Origin of the sequence: Micromonospora sp. CA-248212 (genome assembly GCF_050948405.1) — a bacterium.
Lineage (GTDB): Bacteria > Actinomycetota > Actinomycetes > Mycobacteriales > Micromonosporaceae > Micromonospora.
In genome coordinates this window covers 967,731-984,945 of sequence record NZ_CP192023.1, presented here as the reverse complement: position 1 = coordinate 984,945, position 17,215 = coordinate 967,731, and the positions used below count along the sequence as shown (strand labels likewise).

At 71.9% G+C, this 17,215-nt stretch carries 14 protein-coding genes and 2 pseudogenes; 4 read left to right on the top strand and 12 right to left on the bottom strand.

The window, feature by feature from the left end:
• Window positions 1-194: 194 nt before the first annotated feature.
• Entirely contained in the window at window positions 195-722 is a 528-nt protein-coding gene (locus tag ACQP03_RS04650) for an LppU/SCO3897 family protein (RefSeq protein WP_357130117.1), read from the bottom strand.
• Window positions 723-927: 205 nt separating this feature from the next.
• Between ACQP03_RS04650 and ACQP03_RS04645 the strand changes: the two are divergent.
• Window positions 928-984, top strand: a pseudogene (locus ACQP03_RS04645) (hypothetical protein); the annotation flags it as partial.
• 771 nt (window positions 985-1,755) lie between these two features.
• Here ACQP03_RS04645 and ACQP03_RS04640 read toward each other — a convergent pair.
• The 7 genes and pseudogenes from ACQP03_RS04640 to eno all read right to left on the bottom strand — a co-directional run.
• A pseudogene (locus tag ACQP03_RS04640) lies at window positions 1,756-1,872 on the bottom strand (HAAS signaling domain-containing protein); the annotation flags it as partial.
• Window positions 1,873-1,877: 5 nt separating this feature from the next.
• Window positions 1,878-2,210: a PadR family transcriptional regulator gene (locus tag ACQP03_RS04635; protein WP_007455685.1), complete on the bottom strand. Its 333-nt coding sequence runs from the start codon at window positions 2,208-2,210 to the stop codon at window positions 1,878-1,880.
• A 68-nt stretch (window positions 2,211-2,278) separates the two neighbouring features.
• Window positions 2,279-3,211 carry a Ppx/GppA phosphatase family protein gene (locus ACQP03_RS04630; protein ID WP_357130413.1) on the bottom strand — a complete coding sequence of 311 codons (933 nt, stop codon included), beginning with the start codon at window positions 3,209-3,211 and terminating at the stop codon, window positions 2,279-2,281.
• A gap of 153 nt (window positions 3,212-3,364) precedes the next feature.
• A complete protein-coding gene (locus ACQP03_RS04625; RefSeq protein WP_357130123.1) occupies window positions 3,365-3,886 on the bottom strand; it encodes an amino-acid N-acetyltransferase in 522 nt (173 codons plus the stop codon).
• A complete protein-coding gene (locus tag ACQP03_RS04620) occupies window positions 3,883-4,440 on the bottom strand; it encodes a DUF501 domain-containing protein (RefSeq protein WP_357174958.1) in 558 nt (185 codons plus the stop codon). Before ACQP03_RS04620 ends, ACQP03_RS04625 begins: the two co-directional genes overlap by 4 nt.
• A gap of 34 nt (window positions 4,441-4,474) precedes the next feature.
• On the bottom strand, window positions 4,475-5,116 hold the full coding sequence (locus ACQP03_RS04615; protein ID WP_357174961.1) for an FtsB family cell division protein: 642 nt from the start codon (window positions 5,114-5,116) through the stop codon (window positions 4,475-4,477).
• A gap of 80 nt (window positions 5,117-5,196) precedes the next feature.
• Complete coding sequence (gene eno / locus ACQP03_RS04610; RefSeq protein WP_355048850.1) at window positions 5,197-6,480, bottom strand: phosphopyruvate hydratase; 1,284 nt, start codon at window positions 6,478-6,480, stop codon at window positions 5,197-5,199.
• Window positions 6,481-6,693: 213 nt separating this feature from the next.
• Here eno and ACQP03_RS04605 point away from each other — a divergent pair, with 213 nt between their 5' ends.
• Window positions 6,694-7,386, top strand: a complete 693-nt coding sequence (locus ACQP03_RS04605) for a hypothetical protein (protein ID WP_357130132.1) — start codon at window positions 6,694-6,696, stop codon at window positions 7,384-7,386.
• 67 nt (window positions 7,387-7,453) lie between these two features.
• On the opposite strand, the gene ACQP03_RS04600 is transcribed toward ACQP03_RS04605, so the two are convergent.
• The 4 genes from ACQP03_RS04600 to mfd all read right to left on the bottom strand — a co-directional run bounded on the left by ACQP03_RS04600 (window position 7,454) and on the right by mfd (window position 14,694).
• A complete protein-coding gene (locus ACQP03_RS04600) occupies window positions 7,454-9,073 on the bottom strand; it encodes a DUF885 domain-containing protein (protein WP_357397547.1) in 1,620 nt (539 codons plus the stop codon).
• A gap of 90 nt (window positions 9,074-9,163) precedes the next feature.
• Window positions 9,164-10,135: a nucleoside triphosphate pyrophosphohydrolase gene (locus tag ACQP03_RS04595; RefSeq protein WP_357397549.1), complete on the bottom strand. Its 972-nt coding sequence runs from the start codon at window positions 10,133-10,135 to the stop codon at window positions 9,164-9,166.
• Between the two features lie 2 nt (window positions 10,136-10,137).
• On the bottom strand, window positions 10,138-10,953 hold the full coding sequence (locus tag ACQP03_RS04590; RefSeq protein WP_357130141.1) for a hypothetical protein: 816 nt from the start codon (window positions 10,951-10,953) through the stop codon (window positions 10,138-10,140).
• A 111-nt stretch (window positions 10,954-11,064) separates the two neighbouring features.
• Window positions 11,065-14,694, bottom strand: a complete 3,630-nt coding sequence (gene mfd, locus ACQP03_RS04585) for a transcription-repair coupling factor (RefSeq protein WP_357397552.1) — start codon at window positions 14,692-14,694, stop codon at window positions 11,065-11,067.
• A gap of 514 nt (window positions 14,695-15,208) precedes the next feature.
• Between mfd and ACQP03_RS04580 the strand changes: the two genes are divergently transcribed.
• Complete coding sequence (locus ACQP03_RS04580) at window positions 15,209-16,117, top strand: cyclase family protein (protein ID WP_357130147.1); 909 nt, start codon at window positions 15,209-15,211, stop codon at window positions 16,115-16,117.
• Between the two features lie 111 nt (window positions 16,118-16,228).
• A complete protein-coding gene (locus ACQP03_RS04575) occupies window positions 16,229-17,149 on the top strand; it encodes a helix-turn-helix domain-containing protein (protein WP_357395946.1) in 921 nt (306 codons plus the stop codon).
• Window positions 17,150-17,215: the final 66 nt, after the last annotated feature.

Here is a 17,215-nt window from a genome sequence, read left to right as displayed (position 1 = left end):
CCTCCTAGCGGTCAGTCATCGTTGGCTGGTCGCCCAGTGGTCCTACGTGCCGGTAGCCTGCCACGCCGTGACCCCGGCCGGGAAGACGTCGGAACAGTGGCATTTACCTCCCGTTCGCCGGGCGTTGACTGCGGGTACGCCGACGGCGGCGGGGAATGTTCCCCGCCGCCGTCATCGGTGCTTCAGGCGTGTTATCAGGCCTTCTTGGTCAGGCAGAGCACGTAGCCCTTCTTGCCCGACTCGATGCTGTAGAAGACGTACCCCTCCTGGCCTTCCTTGAAGAACTCGTTGCAGGTGGTCTCGGACTTGGCCTGGGTCTCGGTCTGCCCGTCGAGCCGACCGACCACGTTGTACGCGGCGTCGGTGGAGGTGCACTCGACGACCTTGGCGCCGTCGACCTTCTCCTCCTTGTCCCCCTTGATCTCGGGCAGCTCGGCGATGCAGTCGCCGGCCTTCGCGTCAGCGGTCTCGTCCTTGTTCACGAAGTTGCCGATGGCCGTGCCGAGGCCGAACTTCAGGCCGGCGATGACGAGGAAGATGACGATCGCGCCGATGATGCCGAGCGCCTTCTTACCGCCGGACTTACCCTCCGGCTCGGCCGGCGGCGGCGTCTCGACGGCCGGCTGGGCCGGCGTGCCGACGGCCGGCTGGGCCGGCGTCTCGGCGGCCGGCTGGGCCGGCGCTGCGTCGGACGCGGGGGGCGGTGCGACCTGCTCTGACACGGGGGTTCCTTCCGAGGGATGAATGAGCAGACGACACCGTAACGATCATTGATTTCCGGTGCCGTCCCGCTCGCCTCGTCCGTTCAGCTATTTCCCAGCATCGCGTGCATGATCTGGTTCACATCGCCCCTCAGCTCGTCGGGGTCGGGGTCGGCTCGTCACTCGGCGTCGCGCTCGAGCTTGCCGGCGCTGCGCTCGGGCTTGCCGGCGCTGCGCTCGGGCTTGCCGGCGTCACGGTCGGGGTCGGCGTGCCGGTGGGTGACTCGCTGGCCGACGGCGTGCTGGTCGGCGCCTCGGGCAGTCGCGGACCCCGGGGCCCGAACGGCGGCCGGTCCGGGCAGTACGGGTACGGCCGCAGCAGCGGGTTGCCGTACTCGTCGACGCGGCCTTCACAGTCCGGGTAGCCCAGCCGGATCGGATTGCCGTTCTGGTCGAAGAGCCGGGCGTTCTCCACCAGCCGACCCTCGCTGTCGTAGACGAAGACGTCCCGCACCTGGCTGTACGGGTCGTTGATCGACGTCGGATCGATGCCGTAGTCGCCGTACCGCATACGGTCCTCGGCCTGCATAAGAGCGGAGAGCGCGAAGACGACGAGCACCGCGCTGCCGACCTGCACCGCCGAGCGCGGCCAGCGGTTGAGCTGGGCCGAACGGCGGCCGAGCCAGATCGAGGCGAGCACGAAGCCCACCAGCATGATCAGACCGGCGAGCAACTCCCCACCGAAGCGGGGCAGCACCCCGAAGCTGCCGCCGGTGCTGATCACGGTGAGCAGCATGGCCGCCAGGTAGCCGCGCAGCACCCACCAGGCGGGGCGCAGCAGACGGAGGAATTCGCTCGCCGTCGCGTACCCCAGGGGTGGGCCGAGCCGGGAGTCGAGCGCGCGCAGCCGGCTGCGGACCCGGACCACGGCGGTGGCGACCCGGTGGTCCAGGTTGCGACCGCCGCCGACACCGACGCCGGCAGCGGCGCGCAGCTCGGCGGCGTACGCCTCCGGCTCGCCCAGCCGCTCGACGAGGGTGCCCTCGGCCTCGGCGGCGACCTCCGTGAGGTGGTCGGCGAGGTCCTCGGTCAGCTCGGTGCGGCGATCCGGCGGCAGGTCGGCCAGGGCGGCCCGGACCCGCGCCACGTAGTCGGTGATCTCCTGCTCCATGACGGTCATGCCGCCAGCCCCCGATCGTCGAGCAGCGTGTCCATGGTGGTGGCGAACGAGCGCCAGAGCTTGCCGGAGCGGGTCAACTGGTCACGCCCGGCGGCGTTGAGCGAGTAGTACTTGCGGTGCGGCCCGGTCTCGCTCGGCACGACGTAGGTGGTGAGCAGGCCGGCGGCGAAGAGACGGCGCAGCGTGCCGTAGACCGAGGCGTCGCCGATTTCCTCCAGGCCGGCCTCGCGGAGCCGGCGCAGGATGTCGTAGCCGTAACCGTCCTCTTCGCGCAGGACGGCCAGGACGGCCAGATCGAGCACGCCCTTCAACAATTGTGTGGTGTCCACGCATTGCACACTAGTGTGCAATGCGAAGTAGCGTCAACGACTCGCCGATGTGTGGGTGTCGATCAGCATCAGACGGGTTGGAGGCTCCAGGCGATGCCGTCGAGGATGTCGTGCTCGGACGCCACCACCGAGGGCATGCCGGCCCGCTCCATGATCACGCGCAGCACCAGCGCCCCCGCACCGATCACGTCGGCCCGTCCCGGATGCATCACCGGGATCTCCAGCCGCTGCGCGCTGGTCCGCTCCAGCAGGTCCGCAGTCACCCGCGCCACCGCCTCGTACGACACCCGGGCGTGGTGGATGCGCTCCGGGTCGTACTCCTGAAGGTTCTGAGCGATGGCGACCACGGTGGTGACCGAACCGGCGAGGCCGATGAGGGTGGCCGCCTCGCGGCCGGGCACCGCCGCGAGCGCCCGGTCCACGACGGCGGCGACGTCGGCCTCCGCCGCCGCGACCTGCTCCGGCGTCGGCGGGTCACCCGCCAGGTGCCGTTCGGTCATCCGGACGCAGCCGATGTCCACCGAGATCGCCGACCGCACACCGGCCCGGTCACCGACCACGAACTCGGTCGAGCCGCCGCCGATGTCGACGACGAGGAACGGCTCCTCGGCGTCGGCCGGCAGCCCGCGCACCGCCCCCGTGAACGACAGCCGGGCCTCCTCGTCGCCGCTCACCACCTCGGGCGCGACGCCGAGGGTCTGCCGCACCATCTCGGTGAAGTCGGCGGCGTTGGCAGCGTCCCGCGAGGCGGAGGTCGCGCACATGCGCACCCGCTGGGCGCCCAACTTCTCGATGTCGGCGGCGTACGACGCGAGCGCCACCCGGGTCCGCTCGATCGCCTCCGGGGCGAGCCGGCCGGTCCGGTCCACCCCCTGACCCAGCCGGACGATCTCCATCCGCCGGGTCACGTCGGTCAGCGGGGCCTGCGGCCCGGCCGACTCCTCCGGCAGGTCGGCGACCAGCAGTCGGATCGAGTTGGTCCCGCAGTCGATGGCCGCCACACGCGTCGTCACCCGGCAACCCTACGACAGCCCGCCACCGACGCCGGGAGGCCAGTCTCCGATGAGCGTGATGCCTCTGGGTCATCTTGATGACGCACCGGCATCACGCTCAACCGAGCGGTCGGCGCCCGACAGCTCGACGTCGAACGGTGACTACAACCGCAGCAGCATCCGGGTGTTGCCCAACGTGTTGGGCTTGACCCGCTCCAGGTCCAGGAATTCCGCGACACCCTCGTCGTACGAGCGCAGCAGCTGCTCGTAGACCGGCTGCGGCACCGGCGCGCCGTCGATCTCGCGGAAACCGAACGAGCCGAAGAACTGGGTCTCGAAGGTCAGCACGAAGATCCGTGCCACACCCAGCTCCCGGGCCGCGGCGATCAGCTCGCCGACCAGCCGGTGCCCGATGTGCTGACCTCGACAGGACGGATCCACGGCCACCGTACGGATCTCGGCCAGGTCCTCCCACATCACGTGCAGCGCCCCGCAGCCCACCACGACGCCGTCGTCGGCCCGGACCGCGACCCGGAACTCCTGCACGTGCTCGTACAGGGTCACGGTGGCCTTGCTCAGCAGCCGCCGGTCGTTGGTGTACGTGTCGACCAGTCGACGGATGCCCCGCACGTCCCCGGTGCGGGCACGCCGCAGCAGGATCTGCCCCTCGGCCTGGGTGGTCATTCGCTGTCGGGGACGTCCACGCACGGCCCCGCCGTCCACCAGGGCTCGACCAGCGCCAACGTCTCGTCGCCGAACGGGTTCACGCCGGGGCCGGCGCCCAGGGCGTGGCCGAGGTGCACGTGCAGGCACTTCACCCGGCCCGGCATCCCACCGGCCGAGATGCCGGCGATCTCCGGCACCTCACCGATCGCGTTCCGGCGGGCGAGGTAGTCCTCGTGCGCCGCCCGGTAGTGGGCGGCCAGCTCCGGATCGGTCGCCAACCGGTCGGCCATCTCCCGCATCAGCCCCGCCGACTCCAGCCGGCTGCACGCCGCGGTGGCCCGGGGGCAGGTCAGGTAGAACAACGTCGGGAACGGGGTGCCGTCGGCGAGGCGGGGCGTCGTCTCCACCACGTCGGGCAGGCCGCACGGGCAGCGGTGGGCCACCGCCCGGGTGCCCCGGGGCGGGCGGCCGAGCTGCGCGGCCACCGCGGCCAGGTCGGCCTCGGTCGCCGGTTCCCGCTGCGGCAGGGGTACGGAATCCGCCGCCGGCTCCGACGGGGGTACGACAGTCACGGTGCTCGTCTCTCCTGGTGTACTGGTCGGTGGATCACTTGCCCGGCTGCTGACTGTCCGCCGCGCGTACGCTCGACCAGAGGGTGTCGTACCAGGTCGAAGGCCCGGCCGGGGCACCCGAACCGGCCGGCTTGCCGGCGTCGCGGGCCGCGCCCTCGGCGTCGTTCATGACCACCATCATCTTCTCGCCCGGCCGGCCCATGAAGAACCGCTCCCGGGCCTTGGTCTCGATGAACTCGTCGTCCTGCCACTTGGCGGCCTCGGCGGCGAGTCGGGCGATCTCCTTCTCCTGCGCCGTCTGCGCGGCCTCCATCCGTTCGATGTCGGCCTGCTGGTCGAGGTAGACCCGCACCGGGTAGGTGTACGCCAGGGCGAGCGCGATCAGCACCGCGAACAGGACGGTGGCCCGCCCGGTGAAGCGACGGGGATGGGGTGCGGCGAGCCGCTTGACGGCACCGCCACCGGCGGCGGTACGCCGGGCGGCGGCCGGACGACTCGCGGAGCGTCCGCCCTCGGCGCCCCGGACCGTGCCCGGGGCGCGACCGGCGGCGCCGCGTGTTTCGGCGCGTACGCCGGCGTCCCGGAGCGACCCGCGGGCGGCCCGCCCGGCACCCGGCCGGCCAGCCTGACCCGGTCGGCGGGCGGGCCGTTGACCACCCGGTGTGCGGCGCTGCATCGTCACACCCCTCCCCCGAGGCTACGTCTGTCGCGTACGTGCGCCGGGAGGCCCCACCTGGGGCCTCCCGGCAACCCCACTCAGGCCGAACGGTAACGCGGGAAAGCACCCGCGCCCGCGTAGCGCGCCGCGTCGGCCAGCTCCTCCTCGATCCGGAGCAGCTGGTTGTACTTGGCGACCCGGTCCGAGCGGGCCGGAGCGCCGGTCTTGATCTGACCACAGCCGGTGGCGACCGCCAGGTCGGCGATGGTGGTGTCCTCGGTCTCGCCGGAGCGGTGGCTCATCATGCACTTGAAGCCGGCCCGGTGGGCCAGGTCCACCGCGTCCAGGGTCTCGGTCAGCGAACCGATCTGGTTGACCTTCACGAGGACGGCGTTGGCGGCCTTCTCCGCGATGCCACGGGCGATGCGCTGCGGGTTGGTCACGAACAGGTCGTCACCGACGATCTGCACCCGGTCGCCGATCGACGCGGTCAGCGTCTGCCAGCCGGACCAGTCGTCCTCGGCCAGCGGGTCCTCGATCGACACGATCGGGTACTCGTCGGCGAGCTTGGTGTAGTAGGTGCTCATGTCCTCGGCGGACTTCGCGGCGCCCTCGAAGGTGTAGGTGCCGTTCTCGAAGAACTCGGTGGCCGCCACGTCGAGCGCGAACACGATGTCGGTGCCGAGCCGGTAGCCGGCCTTCTCGACCGCCTCGGCGATCAGGTCCAGGGCAGCCGCGTTGGTGGGCAGGTTCGGCGCGAAGCCACCCTCGTCACCGAGCCCGGTCGACAGGCCCTTCTTCTTGAGCACCGACTTCAGCGCGTGGTAGACCTCCGCGCCGGAGCGCAGCGCCTCGCGGAAGGTGGGCGCGCCGATCGGCGCGATCATGAACTCCTGGACGTCGACGTTGGAGTCGGCGTGCGCGCCACCGTTGAGGATGTTCATCATCGGCACCGGCAGCAGGTGCGCGTTCGGGCCGCCCAGGTAGCGGAAGAGGCTCAGCTCGGCGCTGCTGGCGGCGGCCTTCGCCACCGCGAGGGAGACCCCGAGGATGGCGTTCGCGCCCAGCTCCGACTTGCTGTCGGTGCCGTCGATGTCGAGCATCTTCTGGTCGATGAGCCGCTGCTCGCTGGCCTCGTAGCCGATGAGCTGGTCGACGATCTTGTCTTCGACGTTGGAGACCGCCTTCTCCACGCCCTTGCCCTGGTAACGGTCGGCGTCACCGTCGCGCAGCTCGATCGCCTCGAACGCGCCGGTGGAGGCGCCGGAGGGCACCGCGGCGCGGGCCACCGTGCCGTCGTCCAGGCCGATCTCGACCTCGACCGTCGGGTTGCCCCGCGAGTCGAGAATCTCCCGCGCGACGATTCCCTCGATGGTTGCCACTGAGTCGCTCCTCGTTGTTGTGATCCGGTCCGTGGGTGGGCCGCGACGGTGCGGCTGAGGCAGGTGTTGAACGCAGCGTATCGGGCGACGAGATCGGGCACGGCGTCGCCCGCACACCCGAGTCGCCCCGCAGTGACGGACATTCCCGTATTTCCGGGCGTCAACCGGCAACGGGTTTGCGCTGCGCGGACTAGATCCACCAGGCTGGTCGCCATGCCCGCCGCCACGACCACCCTCCGCATGCTCGCCGTGTCGGTCATCGCGTCGCTCACGGTCACCGGCTGTCAGACATTCGAGGACGCCGGCAGCGCCATGGGTCGCTCGGATCTCGTCAACGACCTCGCCGCACGCCTCGACCGGGCACTGGAGTTGACCTACACGGCCGACTACCAACTGCCCGGCGGCCAGACCGCCGCGATCGTCCAGGCGCAGGACCCGGCCCGCTCCGCCTACACCTACCCGGGTGGGCGGCTCACCGTCACCCCCGACGCCGTCACCCGCTGCACAGCGACCGGCGGTCGGATGGCGTGCACGCTCGTTCCGCCACCCACCCCCGGCAGCAAGCCCACCGTGGCCCTGTTCGACGAGGCGAACCAGCAGGGTCTCGTCACCCCGCCCGTGGTGGTCGGCCTGCTGACCGCCGCCGCCCTCGACCCGCAGGCGGTGATCAAGCAGAGCGACACCACCGTCGCCGGGCACCACGCCGCCTGCGTCGAGGTACAGCGCTCGGACGGCGACTTCAGCGCCTGCGTGACCACCGAGGGTGTGCTCGGCAGCTTCCTCGGCTCGGTCGACGGCAAACCAATGGAGCTGGCGTTGAGCGACTACTCCGAGTCGGTCGAGAAGGACGCGTTCGACCCGCCCGCCGGAGCAGGCGTCGTCGACAACCGCCCCGGCGGCTCCTGACGTCGTACCCCCGGCTCCTGCTGGCTGTGCCGGCGCGACGGGTGACCGTCCGACGGCCCGGCGGGCGTCAGACGCCGAGCAGGGCGCGCAGGTGGCGCGGCGGCGGGCAGTCGTGGGCGAGCATCGCGTCGTGCCAGTCGCGCGCCGACACCCCCTCCGGGCGGGCGGCGGCGATCTCGGCCACCTCGCTGTACCCGACGAAGTACGTGGAGAGCTGCGTCGAGGTGAGCAGGGACCGGCGCCACTTGCCGGCGGCCTCCCCCTCCTCCTGGAAGCCACGACCGGTCATCAACGCCATGGCCTCGGCCTCGGGCAGCTCCTCGGCGTGCACCAACTGGTCGAGCAGCGCGTTGATGGTCATGCGGAGCTGCATCTTGAGCTGCTGCATCCGCACCGGCAGACCGCCGAAGCCGAGACCGGCCATCAGCTCCTCGGCGTACACGGCCCAGCCTTCGACGAACGGGCCGGAGCGGGCCAACGCCCGCACCCGCGTGCCGCCGACGTGCCGCCGGGCGTGGGCGAGCTGGAGGAAGTGGCCGGGCATCGCCTCGTGCACGGTCAGGTTACGAACCATGTGATCGTTGTACTCGCGGTAGAAGGAGTCGACACGCTGCGCCGACCAGTCCGCCGGGGTGGGCGCGATGCAGTAGAACGTCGGCACCGCCGCGGTCTCCAACGGGCCGGGCGAGTCGCAGTACGCCACCGCGACGCCCCGCGCGAACTCCGGCATCTCCTGGATCACGCACCGGTCGTCGACCAGGGTGACCAGGTCGTGCAGCCGGACGAAATCGGTCGCCTCGTCCAGGGTCACACCGGCCAGCTCGACGATCGTCGAGTCGTCCGGGTGCTCGGCGGCCAACAGGTCCAGCGCCCGGCGTACCGTCTCGTCGTCGGCCGGACCACCGACCAGCTCGACGGCCGCCGCGCGGATCTCCTCGGTGACCCGGTCCAGGTTGGCCCAGGCCCGGCGCTGGATCTCGGCGGCCCCCAGCTCGGTGTCGAGGGTGTGCCAGAGCCGCGCCTCCCAGCGGCGGCGGCCCAGGCGCGGGTCGCGGCCGGGCCCGGCGTCGGCGGCCAACCGGACCCGCAGCCAGGCGACGAACTCGTCCAGCGCGGCGATCGCGGCGGTCGCCGCCGACTCGACCCGCTCGAAGCCGCCCGGCACCTGCGCGATCAGGCCCGGTAGCTCGTCACGGATGAGCGCGGCCGTGCCGGTGAACTGCCCGACCGCCGTCTCCGCGTGGATCCGCGGCATGTCCCGCAGCGTCGCGCGTGCGGTGGCGAGGGCATCCGGTACGGCGGCGAGCCGACCGACGAGCTGGGTCAGGCGCACCTCGGCCGGGGCGTACGGGCGGGCCAGCAGGGGGTGCAGCAGCGGGCCGGGGTTGTGGAACAGGGGGTCCCACTCGTGCGACCGGATCTCGGTGAGCTCGAACAGCTCCCGGTCGACGAAGGAGGTGAGCAGCGCGTGGTCGACCTGCTCGTCGACGTCGAGCGCGTCCGGGTCCAGTTCGGAGAGTGCGTTCGCCGCGTCGGTGAGCATCACCCGGTCGGCGGCTAACGCGTCGGCGGACAGGTCAGGAAGCCGATCGTCGAACCGATGATCGCCAGCCGAGGTGGCAACCCCCGGCCGCGCCTCCAGCAATGCCTCGACAACCCGCTCAGCCAGTACCCCAAACGCTTCCACCGGACAACCCTACCGACCACCCCGCACCCAGCCGTGTTGATCAAGAGGTTCGCGTCAGATACGAGCCGGATCCTGACGCGAACCTCTTGATCAACCTCGTTCGGCGGCGCGGATGGATTCGGCGTGGGTCAGGGTCGCGCGGCGCAGGGCTGCCTCTGGGTCGAGGTTGGCCCTGCGGGCTTCTGAGACCAGGGTCAGGAGGGTGGCGCCTAGGCGCTCCTCCTCGTCCAGCCCCGTGTCGGGGGACGGGGTTTCGACGGTCAGGTTGGCGCGGGCGGCGCGGTCGAGGATCTGCGCGGCCAGGGACAGGGCGGGTTGGCTGAACGCCACGCCGTCCAACACCGAGTCGCGCGCCTTCTCGACCCGCTTGATCCGCTCCCAGTTGGCGGTGATCTCCTCCAGCGTGCCCGCCTCCGCACCGGCGAAGACGTGCGGATTGCGCCGGATCATCTTGTCGACCAGGCCACCGGCCACGTCGTCGATGTTCCACCGCTCACCCTCGGGCAGCTCCTCGGCGAGCCGCGCGTGCAGCACCACCTGGAGCAGCACGTCGCCCAACTCCTCGCGGAGCGCGTCGGTGTCGTCGGCGCTGATCGCGTCGTACGCCTCGTAGCTCTCCTCCAGCAGGTAACCCGCGAGGCTACGGTGCGTCTGCGCCCGCTTCCACGGGTCACCGCCCGGCGAGGCCAGCCGGTCCAGCACGGCCACCGCGTCGAGCAGCCGTGCCCCCGGCGGATCCCACGAGCCGTACATCAGCTCCATCTCGGCGAGCCCCGGCTCCCGGGCCAGCCGCAGACCCAACTCCCTTGCCAACGACTCGTCCCCGGCCGGTCCGGCCAGCCAGACCGCCGTACCGTGCGCCGCGACCATGTCCAGCAACGCCTGCGTGGCCGGGCCGGCCACGACGGTCACCTCGGCGCCCGCCTGCCGCACGGCCGTGGTCAACTCGCTCTCCGCGCCGGTCAGCACCGGATGCTGGCGTACGACGTCCCAGGCCGCCGAGGTCAGCAGGCCGGCCGGCAGCCGGGGCGAGGTGACCAGCAGGACGATCCGTGCCGTCATGCTCAGCTGGCCGTACCCTCGGCGTCCGGGTTGGGGCTCGACGGCGACGGCGACACGTCCGGGGTGGAGACGTCGGTGACCGTGCTGCTGGCCCGGTCCAGGTAGGGCAGGTCGTACAGAGCAGTGCCCTGGTTCGGCACCTGGAACAGGGCCGGAATCTCCAACGACGAGTAGCGCGGATTGACGGTGACGTCCTCCCGCTTGACCTCTTCCTTGAAGGCCGTGCTGAGCGCCACCACCGCGTTCACCTGCGGAGCGATCTCCGGTGCCCCGAACCGCTCGCGCTGCTCCTCGACGGACCAACCGGCGGAAGCGACCCCGCTCTTCACCAGAGCGTCGTAGATTGCCGAACGCTCGTCGTCGGTCAACTCGGCCGGCGGCAGACCCGCCTGCAGGGCGGAGAAGTGGTTGTACCAGTCGGCCGCGAGCTTCGCGTACTCGGAGCCGGGGACCTGGAGGCTCTGACCCAACTCGTCGGCCTTGATCTGGTCCTTGACCGTGATGTTCTTCTCCGCGACCACTCGCTTGGCGAGGTCGAGGCCGACGAGCAGGTTGAGCATGTCCTGCCGGGTCGCCTTGAAACGCAGCTGATCGGGCGAGGGAGTTGCCGACGGGCCGTTCTGCTGCGCGAACGCCGCTCGGGCGTTCGTCTCGTACTTCGCCTGCGCCTCCGCGAAGAGGGTGTCGACCCGGTCCACCGAGTAGGTGGTGTCACCGACATAGGCGGCGACGCTCGGCGCGGATCTGCCGCAGGCAGCGAGGGAGAGGGCAGCCAGGGCCGCGACGCTGGCGGCGACGATCACACGGCGAGCACGCATACCGGTCACTCTCTCATGCCCTCTCCCACGCTGTGACGGCCCCCACCTCACCGCGCCGACGTCGCGGCCACAACCCGGCTCGCGTACGCGCCTCGCCCGCGTACGGGACCGTCACGCGGGCGCGGCGGCGAGCGGCGCGGGGGCGCCCAGGACGTCGGCGAGCAGTTGCGCACACCATTCGAGCAACGCCTGGTCGCGCAGCGGTTCGCCACCGATCCGACGGGTGCTCGGCCGGGGCACGCTGACCTGGTCGGTGGCCTGCTTGTAGACCGCGTCCGGGTGGTAGCGCTTGAGCCGCATCTGCTTCGAGTCCGGCAGCGGCAGCGGCCCGAACCGGATGTGCTTGCCCTGCATGGTCACGTCGGACAGGCCGTACCGGCGGGCCAGCAGGCGGAACCGGGCCACCGCCACCAGGTTCTGCACGGGGGCGGGCGGCTCGCCGTACCGGTCGGTCATCTCGGCGACGACCTCGCGCAGGCGGTCCTCGTCGCGCGCCTCGGCGAGCTTGCGGTACATCTCCAGGCGCAGGCGTTCCACGCCCACGTAGTCGTGCGGCAGGTGCGCGTCGACCGGCAGGTCGATCTTGACGTCGGTCTCCTCCTCCTGGCGCTCGCCCTTGAACGCGGAGACCGCCTCGCCGACCATCCGCACGTACAGGTCGAAGCCGACGCCCTCGATGTGCCCGGACTGCTCACCGCCGAGCAGGTTGCCGGCACCCCGGATCTCCAGGTCCTTCATCGCGACGTACATGCCGGCGCCCAGCTCGGTGTGCTGCGCGATGGTGGCCAGCCGCTCGTGGGCGTGCTCGGTGAGCGGCTTCTCCGGCGGGTAGAGGAAGTACGCGTACGCCCGCTCCCGGCCCCGGCCGACCCGACCCCGGATCTGGTGCAGCTGGGCCAGCCCGAGCAGGTCGGCCCGCTCGACGATCAGGGTGTTGGCGTTCGGGATGTCGATGCCCGACTCCACGATGGTCGTGCAGACCAGGACGTCGAACTCCTTCTCCCAGAAGCCGACCATGACCTTCTCCAGGGCCTCCTCGCCCATCTGCCCGTGCGCCACGGCCACCCGCGCCTCGGGCACCAGCTCGCGCAGCCGCCGCGCCGCCCGGTCGATCGACTCGACCCGGTTGTGCAGGTAGAAGACCTGCCCGTCGCGCAGCAGCTCGCGGTGGATGGACGCGGCGACCTGCCGGTCGTCCTGCGCGCCCACGAAGGTGAGCACCGGGTGCCGCTCCTCCGGCGGGGTGGCGATGGTGGACATCTCCCGGATGCCGGTGATCGCCATCTCCAGGGTGCGCGGGATCGGGGTGGCCGACATGCTGAGCACGTCCACCGAGGCGCGCAGCGTCTTCAGGTGCTCCTTGTGCTCGACACCGAAACGCTGCTCCTCGTCGACGATCACCAGCCCGAGCTGCTTGAACCGCGTCGCCGTCTGCAGGAGCCGGTGCGTGCCGATGACGATGTCGACGGTGCCGTCGGCGACCATCTCCAGCGTCCGCTCGGTCTCCTTGGCGGTCTGGAACCTCGACAGCTGCCGGATCTGCACCGGGAACTGGCTCATCCGCTCGGCGAACGTGTTGTAGTGCTGCTGCACCAGCAGGGTCGTCGGCACGAGCACCGCCACCTGCTTACCGTCCTGCACGGCCTTGAACGCCGCCCGCACCGCGATCTCGGTCTTGCCGTAGCCGACGTCGCCACAGATCAACCGGTCCATCGGGACGGTCTGCTCCATGTCCCGCTTGACCTCGTCGATCGCGGCGAGCTGGTCGGGCGTCTCCTGCCACGGGAAGGCGTCCTCCAACTCGCGCTGCCACGGGGTGTCCGGGCCGAACGAGTGGCCCTTGGACGCCTTGCGAGCGGCGTAGAGCTGGATGAGCTGCGCGGCGATCTCCCGGACCGCCTTGCGGGCACGGGCCTTGGACTTCTGCCAGTCCGAGCCGCCCATCTTGTGCAGGGCCGGCTGCTCACCGCCCACGTAACGGGAGAGCTGGTCGAGCTGGTCGGTGGGGACGAACAGCCGGTCGCCGGGCTGGCCGCGCTTGCTGGCCGCGTACTCGATGACCAGGTATTCCCTGCTGGCGCCGTTGACGGTGCGCTGCACCAGCTCGACGTACCGACCGATGCCGTGCTGCTCGTGCACCACGTAGTCGCCGGCCTTGAGCTCCAGCGGGTCGATCGTGTTGCGCCGGCGGCTCGGCATCTTGCGCATGTCCCGCGTCGAGGTGCCCCGGCCACCGGTCACGTCGTTACCGGTCAGCAGCACGAAACGGGACGCCTCGTCGACGAATCCGCTGGTCAGCGCGCCACAGGTGACGACCAGGTCGCCGGGGGCGGGTGCGGTGGGCACCTCCTCGGTGAGCCGCGCGCCCAGGCCCGCGTCGCGCAGGACCTCCACGGCACGCTGGGCGGGGCCGTGCCCCTCAAAGACCAGCGCGATCGACCAGCCCTCGCCGGCCCAGCGCTTGAGGTCGTCGACGACCCGCGCGGTCTCGCCGTGGTAGAGCGGGGCGGGCTGGGCGGCGAGGGTCACCGCGATGGCGTCGTCCGGGGTGACGCTGGCCTGCTCGGGCGCGTCCTCCCAGGGCTGCCGCGCCTCGGCGGTCTCCGCCTCGACCAATCCGAACGGGGACAGCGTCCACCAGGGCTGGCGGAGCGTGCCGGCGGTGGCGCGTACCTCGGCCAGGGTGCGGAAGGCGGCGGCGCCGACGTCCACCGGGGCCTGGCCGCCGACCGCGGCGGCGGCCCAGGAGGCCTGCAAAAACTCCTCAGAGGTACGCACCAGATCGTGCGCCCTCGTGCGAATGCGCTCCGGGTCGCACAGCAGGACGTGGGTGCCGGCCGGCATCGCGTCCAGCAGCAGCTCCAGCGAGTCGGGGCCGACCAGCACCGGGGCCAGCGACTCCATCCCCTCCACCGGGATACCCTCGGCCAGCTTGTCCAGGATCTCGGCCAGCTCGGGGTGCTGCTCGGCGAGCGCGGCGGCCCGCTCGCGCACTGTTGGGGTCAGCAGCAGCTCCCGACAGGGCGGCGCCCACAGCAGCGGCACCTGCTCGATGGTGCGCTGGTCGGCGACCGCGAAGGTGCGGATCTCCTCCACCTCGTCGCCCCAGAACTCGACCCGGGACGGGTGCTCGTCGGTGGGCGGGAACACGTCCAGGATGCCGCCGCGCACCGCGAACTCGCCGCGTTTGGTGACCAGGTCGACCCGGGCGTACGCCATGTCGGTGAGTCGGCGGGCGACCACCTCAAGGTCCGCTTCCTCGCCGGCCGCGAGCTGCACCGGTTCCAGGTCACCGAGGCCCTTGAGCTGCGGTTGCAGCAGCGACCGGACCGGGGCGACCACCACCCGCAGGGGACCCGTCCGGCCGTGCGCGTCGGCCGACTCGGGGTGCGCGAGGCGGCGCAGCACGGCCAGCCGTCGGCCCACCGTGTCCGATCGGGGGGAGAGCCGTTCGTGCGGCAGCGTCTCCCAGGAGGGGAAGACCACCACCTGCTCCGGCGGCAGCAGCCCGCCGAGCGCGGCGGCCAGGTCGTCGGCCTCGCGGGTGGTGGCGGTCACGGCCAGCACGGGTCGCCCGGCCCCGCCGGTGTCCGCGGCGACGGCCGCGACGGCGAACGGGCGCAGCGCGGCAGGAGCGGTGATGTCGAGGCCATCGACCTGGGCGGCACCGGAGCGCGCCAGGTCACGCGCCCGGGCCAGCCCGGGGTCGGCCAGGGCGGCGGAGAACAGACCGGTGAGCAAGGGAGTCCTTCCAGGGGAGTCGACGCACACGACGGCGGGCCCCTCGCCCAGTCGGACGGGGGGTGCGCACCCCACAAGCCTATCCCCGTCCACCGACACCCACCCCGTTCCGCCCAGGTCCCACGCCCTCGCGTCGCCCGCCCTCGCGCCCTCGTGCCCCGTGCCCTCGTGCCCCGCTCCGCCCCGCGCCCCGCTCCGCCTCGTGCCCCGCGCCTCGCGCCTCGCGCCTCGCGCCCCGCGCCCCGCGCCCCGCGCCCCGCGCCCCGCGCCCCGCGCCCCGCGCCCAAGATCCTCACAACTTCGGGGATACTGCTGCTTCAGACGCGTCGGAGACAGCAATAACGGGGAAGTTGCGCGGATCTTGCCCGGCGCCCGCGATCTTGCCCCGCGCCCGCAGACTTGCCGCGTGCGCATGCGCTACAGCGCGAGCCGATGCGTACAGCGCGAGCCGATGCGTACAGCGCGAGTCCGCGCGGATCTTGACCGGGGCGGGACGCCGTGGTCGAGTGCGGGGATGGGTGAGCAGTGGCGGGCGCAGTTCGACGCGGAGGTCAGCTTCGCCAACGGAGGCGGGCTGCGGACCGAGGGGTTCCGGCTGGACATCCCTGGGCCGGAGATCACCGATGACGATCTGGCCGCGCTCTTCGTCCGGCATCTCGGGCTGCTCATGGTCGCCGAGGTCCGGATCAGCGCGAAAACGATCATCGAGGAACCGCACAAGGGTGGCCGCGCCGTCGCCCCGACCGGCGGCGGTCGCCGGCTGGTGGAGTTGAGCCACGTCATCAGCGACGGGATGACCACCCTGCCCGGGTGGCCGGGTCCGCGGGTCACCGACTGGCTGACGTACGCGGCGTCCCGGGAGCGGTACGCGCCGGGCACCGAGTTCCACGTGGCCCGGATCGACATGATCGCCAACACCGGCACGTACGTGGACACCCCCGCCCACCGCTGGGCCGGTCGCGAGGATCTGACCGGGGTGTCGTTGGACCGCCTCGCCGACCTGCCCGGGGTGGTGGTCCGGGTACCGGCCGACACCCGAGCCGTGGATCGGCTGCTGCTGGCACCGTACGAGGTGGCCGGGCGTGCGGTGCTGCTGCACACCGGGTGGGACGCGCACTTCGGCGCCGAGCGGTACGCCGCGCCGGAGGCGCCGTACCTGAGCGAGGACGGCGCGCGGGCACTGGCCGACGCGGGCGCGGCCCTGGTCGGCATCGACTCGATCAACATCGACGACATGAGCCCGGCGGCGAACGGCGTACGCCCCGCGCACAGCGTCCTGCTCGCCGCCGGCATCCCGGTCGTGGAGCACCTGACCGGCCTGGGCGCGCTGCCGCCGACCGGGTTCCGGTTCACCGCGGCGCCGCCGATGGTGGCCGGGATGGGCACCTTCCCGGTCCGCGCCTTCGCCGTGGTCGAGAGCTGAGGTCGAGAGCTAGGGCCGAGAGCCGTGGTCGAGAGCTGTGGTCAAGAGCTGAGGCCGTGACGGTCACGGAACGCCGTGCGGTGCCGAGCAGGTCGGGAGTCGGGGGAAGCTGTGCCCGCTGAGGGATTCGGTAGTGATCCGCGTCGGCACACCACCCCGGCCCGTTGGCGGGTGCTCGGGCACCCGGACGGGATGCTGATCTACCAGGTGCGCTGCATCGTCGAGAACCACGGGTGGACGGAGACCGTCACCCAGGACCGTCACAAGATCATGCTGGGCCGGTCCGGGGCGTACCGGCGTCGGCTCAACGGGCGGGTCGAGCTCTCCGACGCCACCTCGGTGCTGCTCACCCGGCCCGGGGACGACATGGCCGTGGCGCATCCGTTCGGCTGCGGCGACTCGTACACCTGCCTGGAGATCGATCCGTCGGTGCTGGCGGACCGGCCGGACGCCCAGCGCTGGATGGACCGGAGCGGTTGGGCGGGCACCTCGGACGCCACGCTGGACCTGGCGCACCGGCTGCTGGTGGCCGAGTTCCGGCGCGGGCTCGACCGGTTCGAGATGGCCGAACGGCTCCAGCGGTTCCTGGCCCGCCTGCTGCACCACAGCGACCTCGCCGCCGACGAGGTGGACGCCGAGGTCGAGCGGGCCGTCCGCCGACGGCCGGCGACGCTGGCCGCGCACCGGCGGCTCGCCGACCGGGCGCGCGAGGTGCTGGCCCACTCCGGCTTCACCCTCGGCCTGGGCGAGGTGGCCCGGGAGGTGGGCAGCTCACCGCACCACCTCAGCCGGGTGTTCCAGCGGGTGACCGGCAGCAGCCTGACCGCCTACCGCAACCGCCTTCGGGTGCGCGCCGTACTGGACACCCTCGCCGAGCCCGACGGCCGTCCGCTGGGCGCGCTCGCCACCGAGTACGGCTTCGCCGACCAGGCGCACCTGACCCGGGTGGTCCGCGAGCAGGTGGGTCATCCACCCGCGCGCCTGCGTCGACTGCTCGCCCCCGCCGGGTCGGACCCGAGCGTCACCGCCTGACACCGGACGCGGTGGAGGTGCCGTACCTGGGGGCGTACGGCACCTCCCTGGGCGCGGGTCCGCACC

What these genes read in the sequence shown, in the direction of transcription:
- ACQP03_RS04615 (WP_357174961.1), bottom strand. Translation starts at nt 5,116, where the DNA reads ATGCAGCGCCGCACACCGGGTGGTCAACGGCCCGCCCGCCGACCGGGT.
- ACQP03_RS04595 (WP_357397549.1), bottom strand. Translation starts at nt 10,135, where the DNA reads ATGACGGCACGGATCGTCCTGCTGGTCACCTCGCCCCGGCTGCCGGCC.
- ACQP03_RS04580 (WP_357130147.1), top strand. Translation starts at nt 15,209, where the DNA reads ATGGGTGAGCAGTGGCGGGCGCAGTTCGACGCGGAGGTCAGCTTCGCC.
- ACQP03_RS04605 (WP_357130132.1), top strand. Translation starts at nt 6,694, where the DNA reads ATGCCCGCCGCCACGACCACCCTCCGCATGCTCGCCGTGTCGGTCATC.
- ACQP03_RS04590 (WP_357130141.1), bottom strand. Translation starts at nt 10,953, where the DNA reads ATGCGTGCTCGCCGTGTGATCGTCGCCGCCAGCGTCGCGGCCCTGGCT.
- ACQP03_RS04625 (WP_357130123.1), bottom strand. Translation starts at nt 3,886, where the DNA reads ATGACCACCCAGGCCGAGGGGCAGATCCTGCTGCGGCGTGCCCGCACC.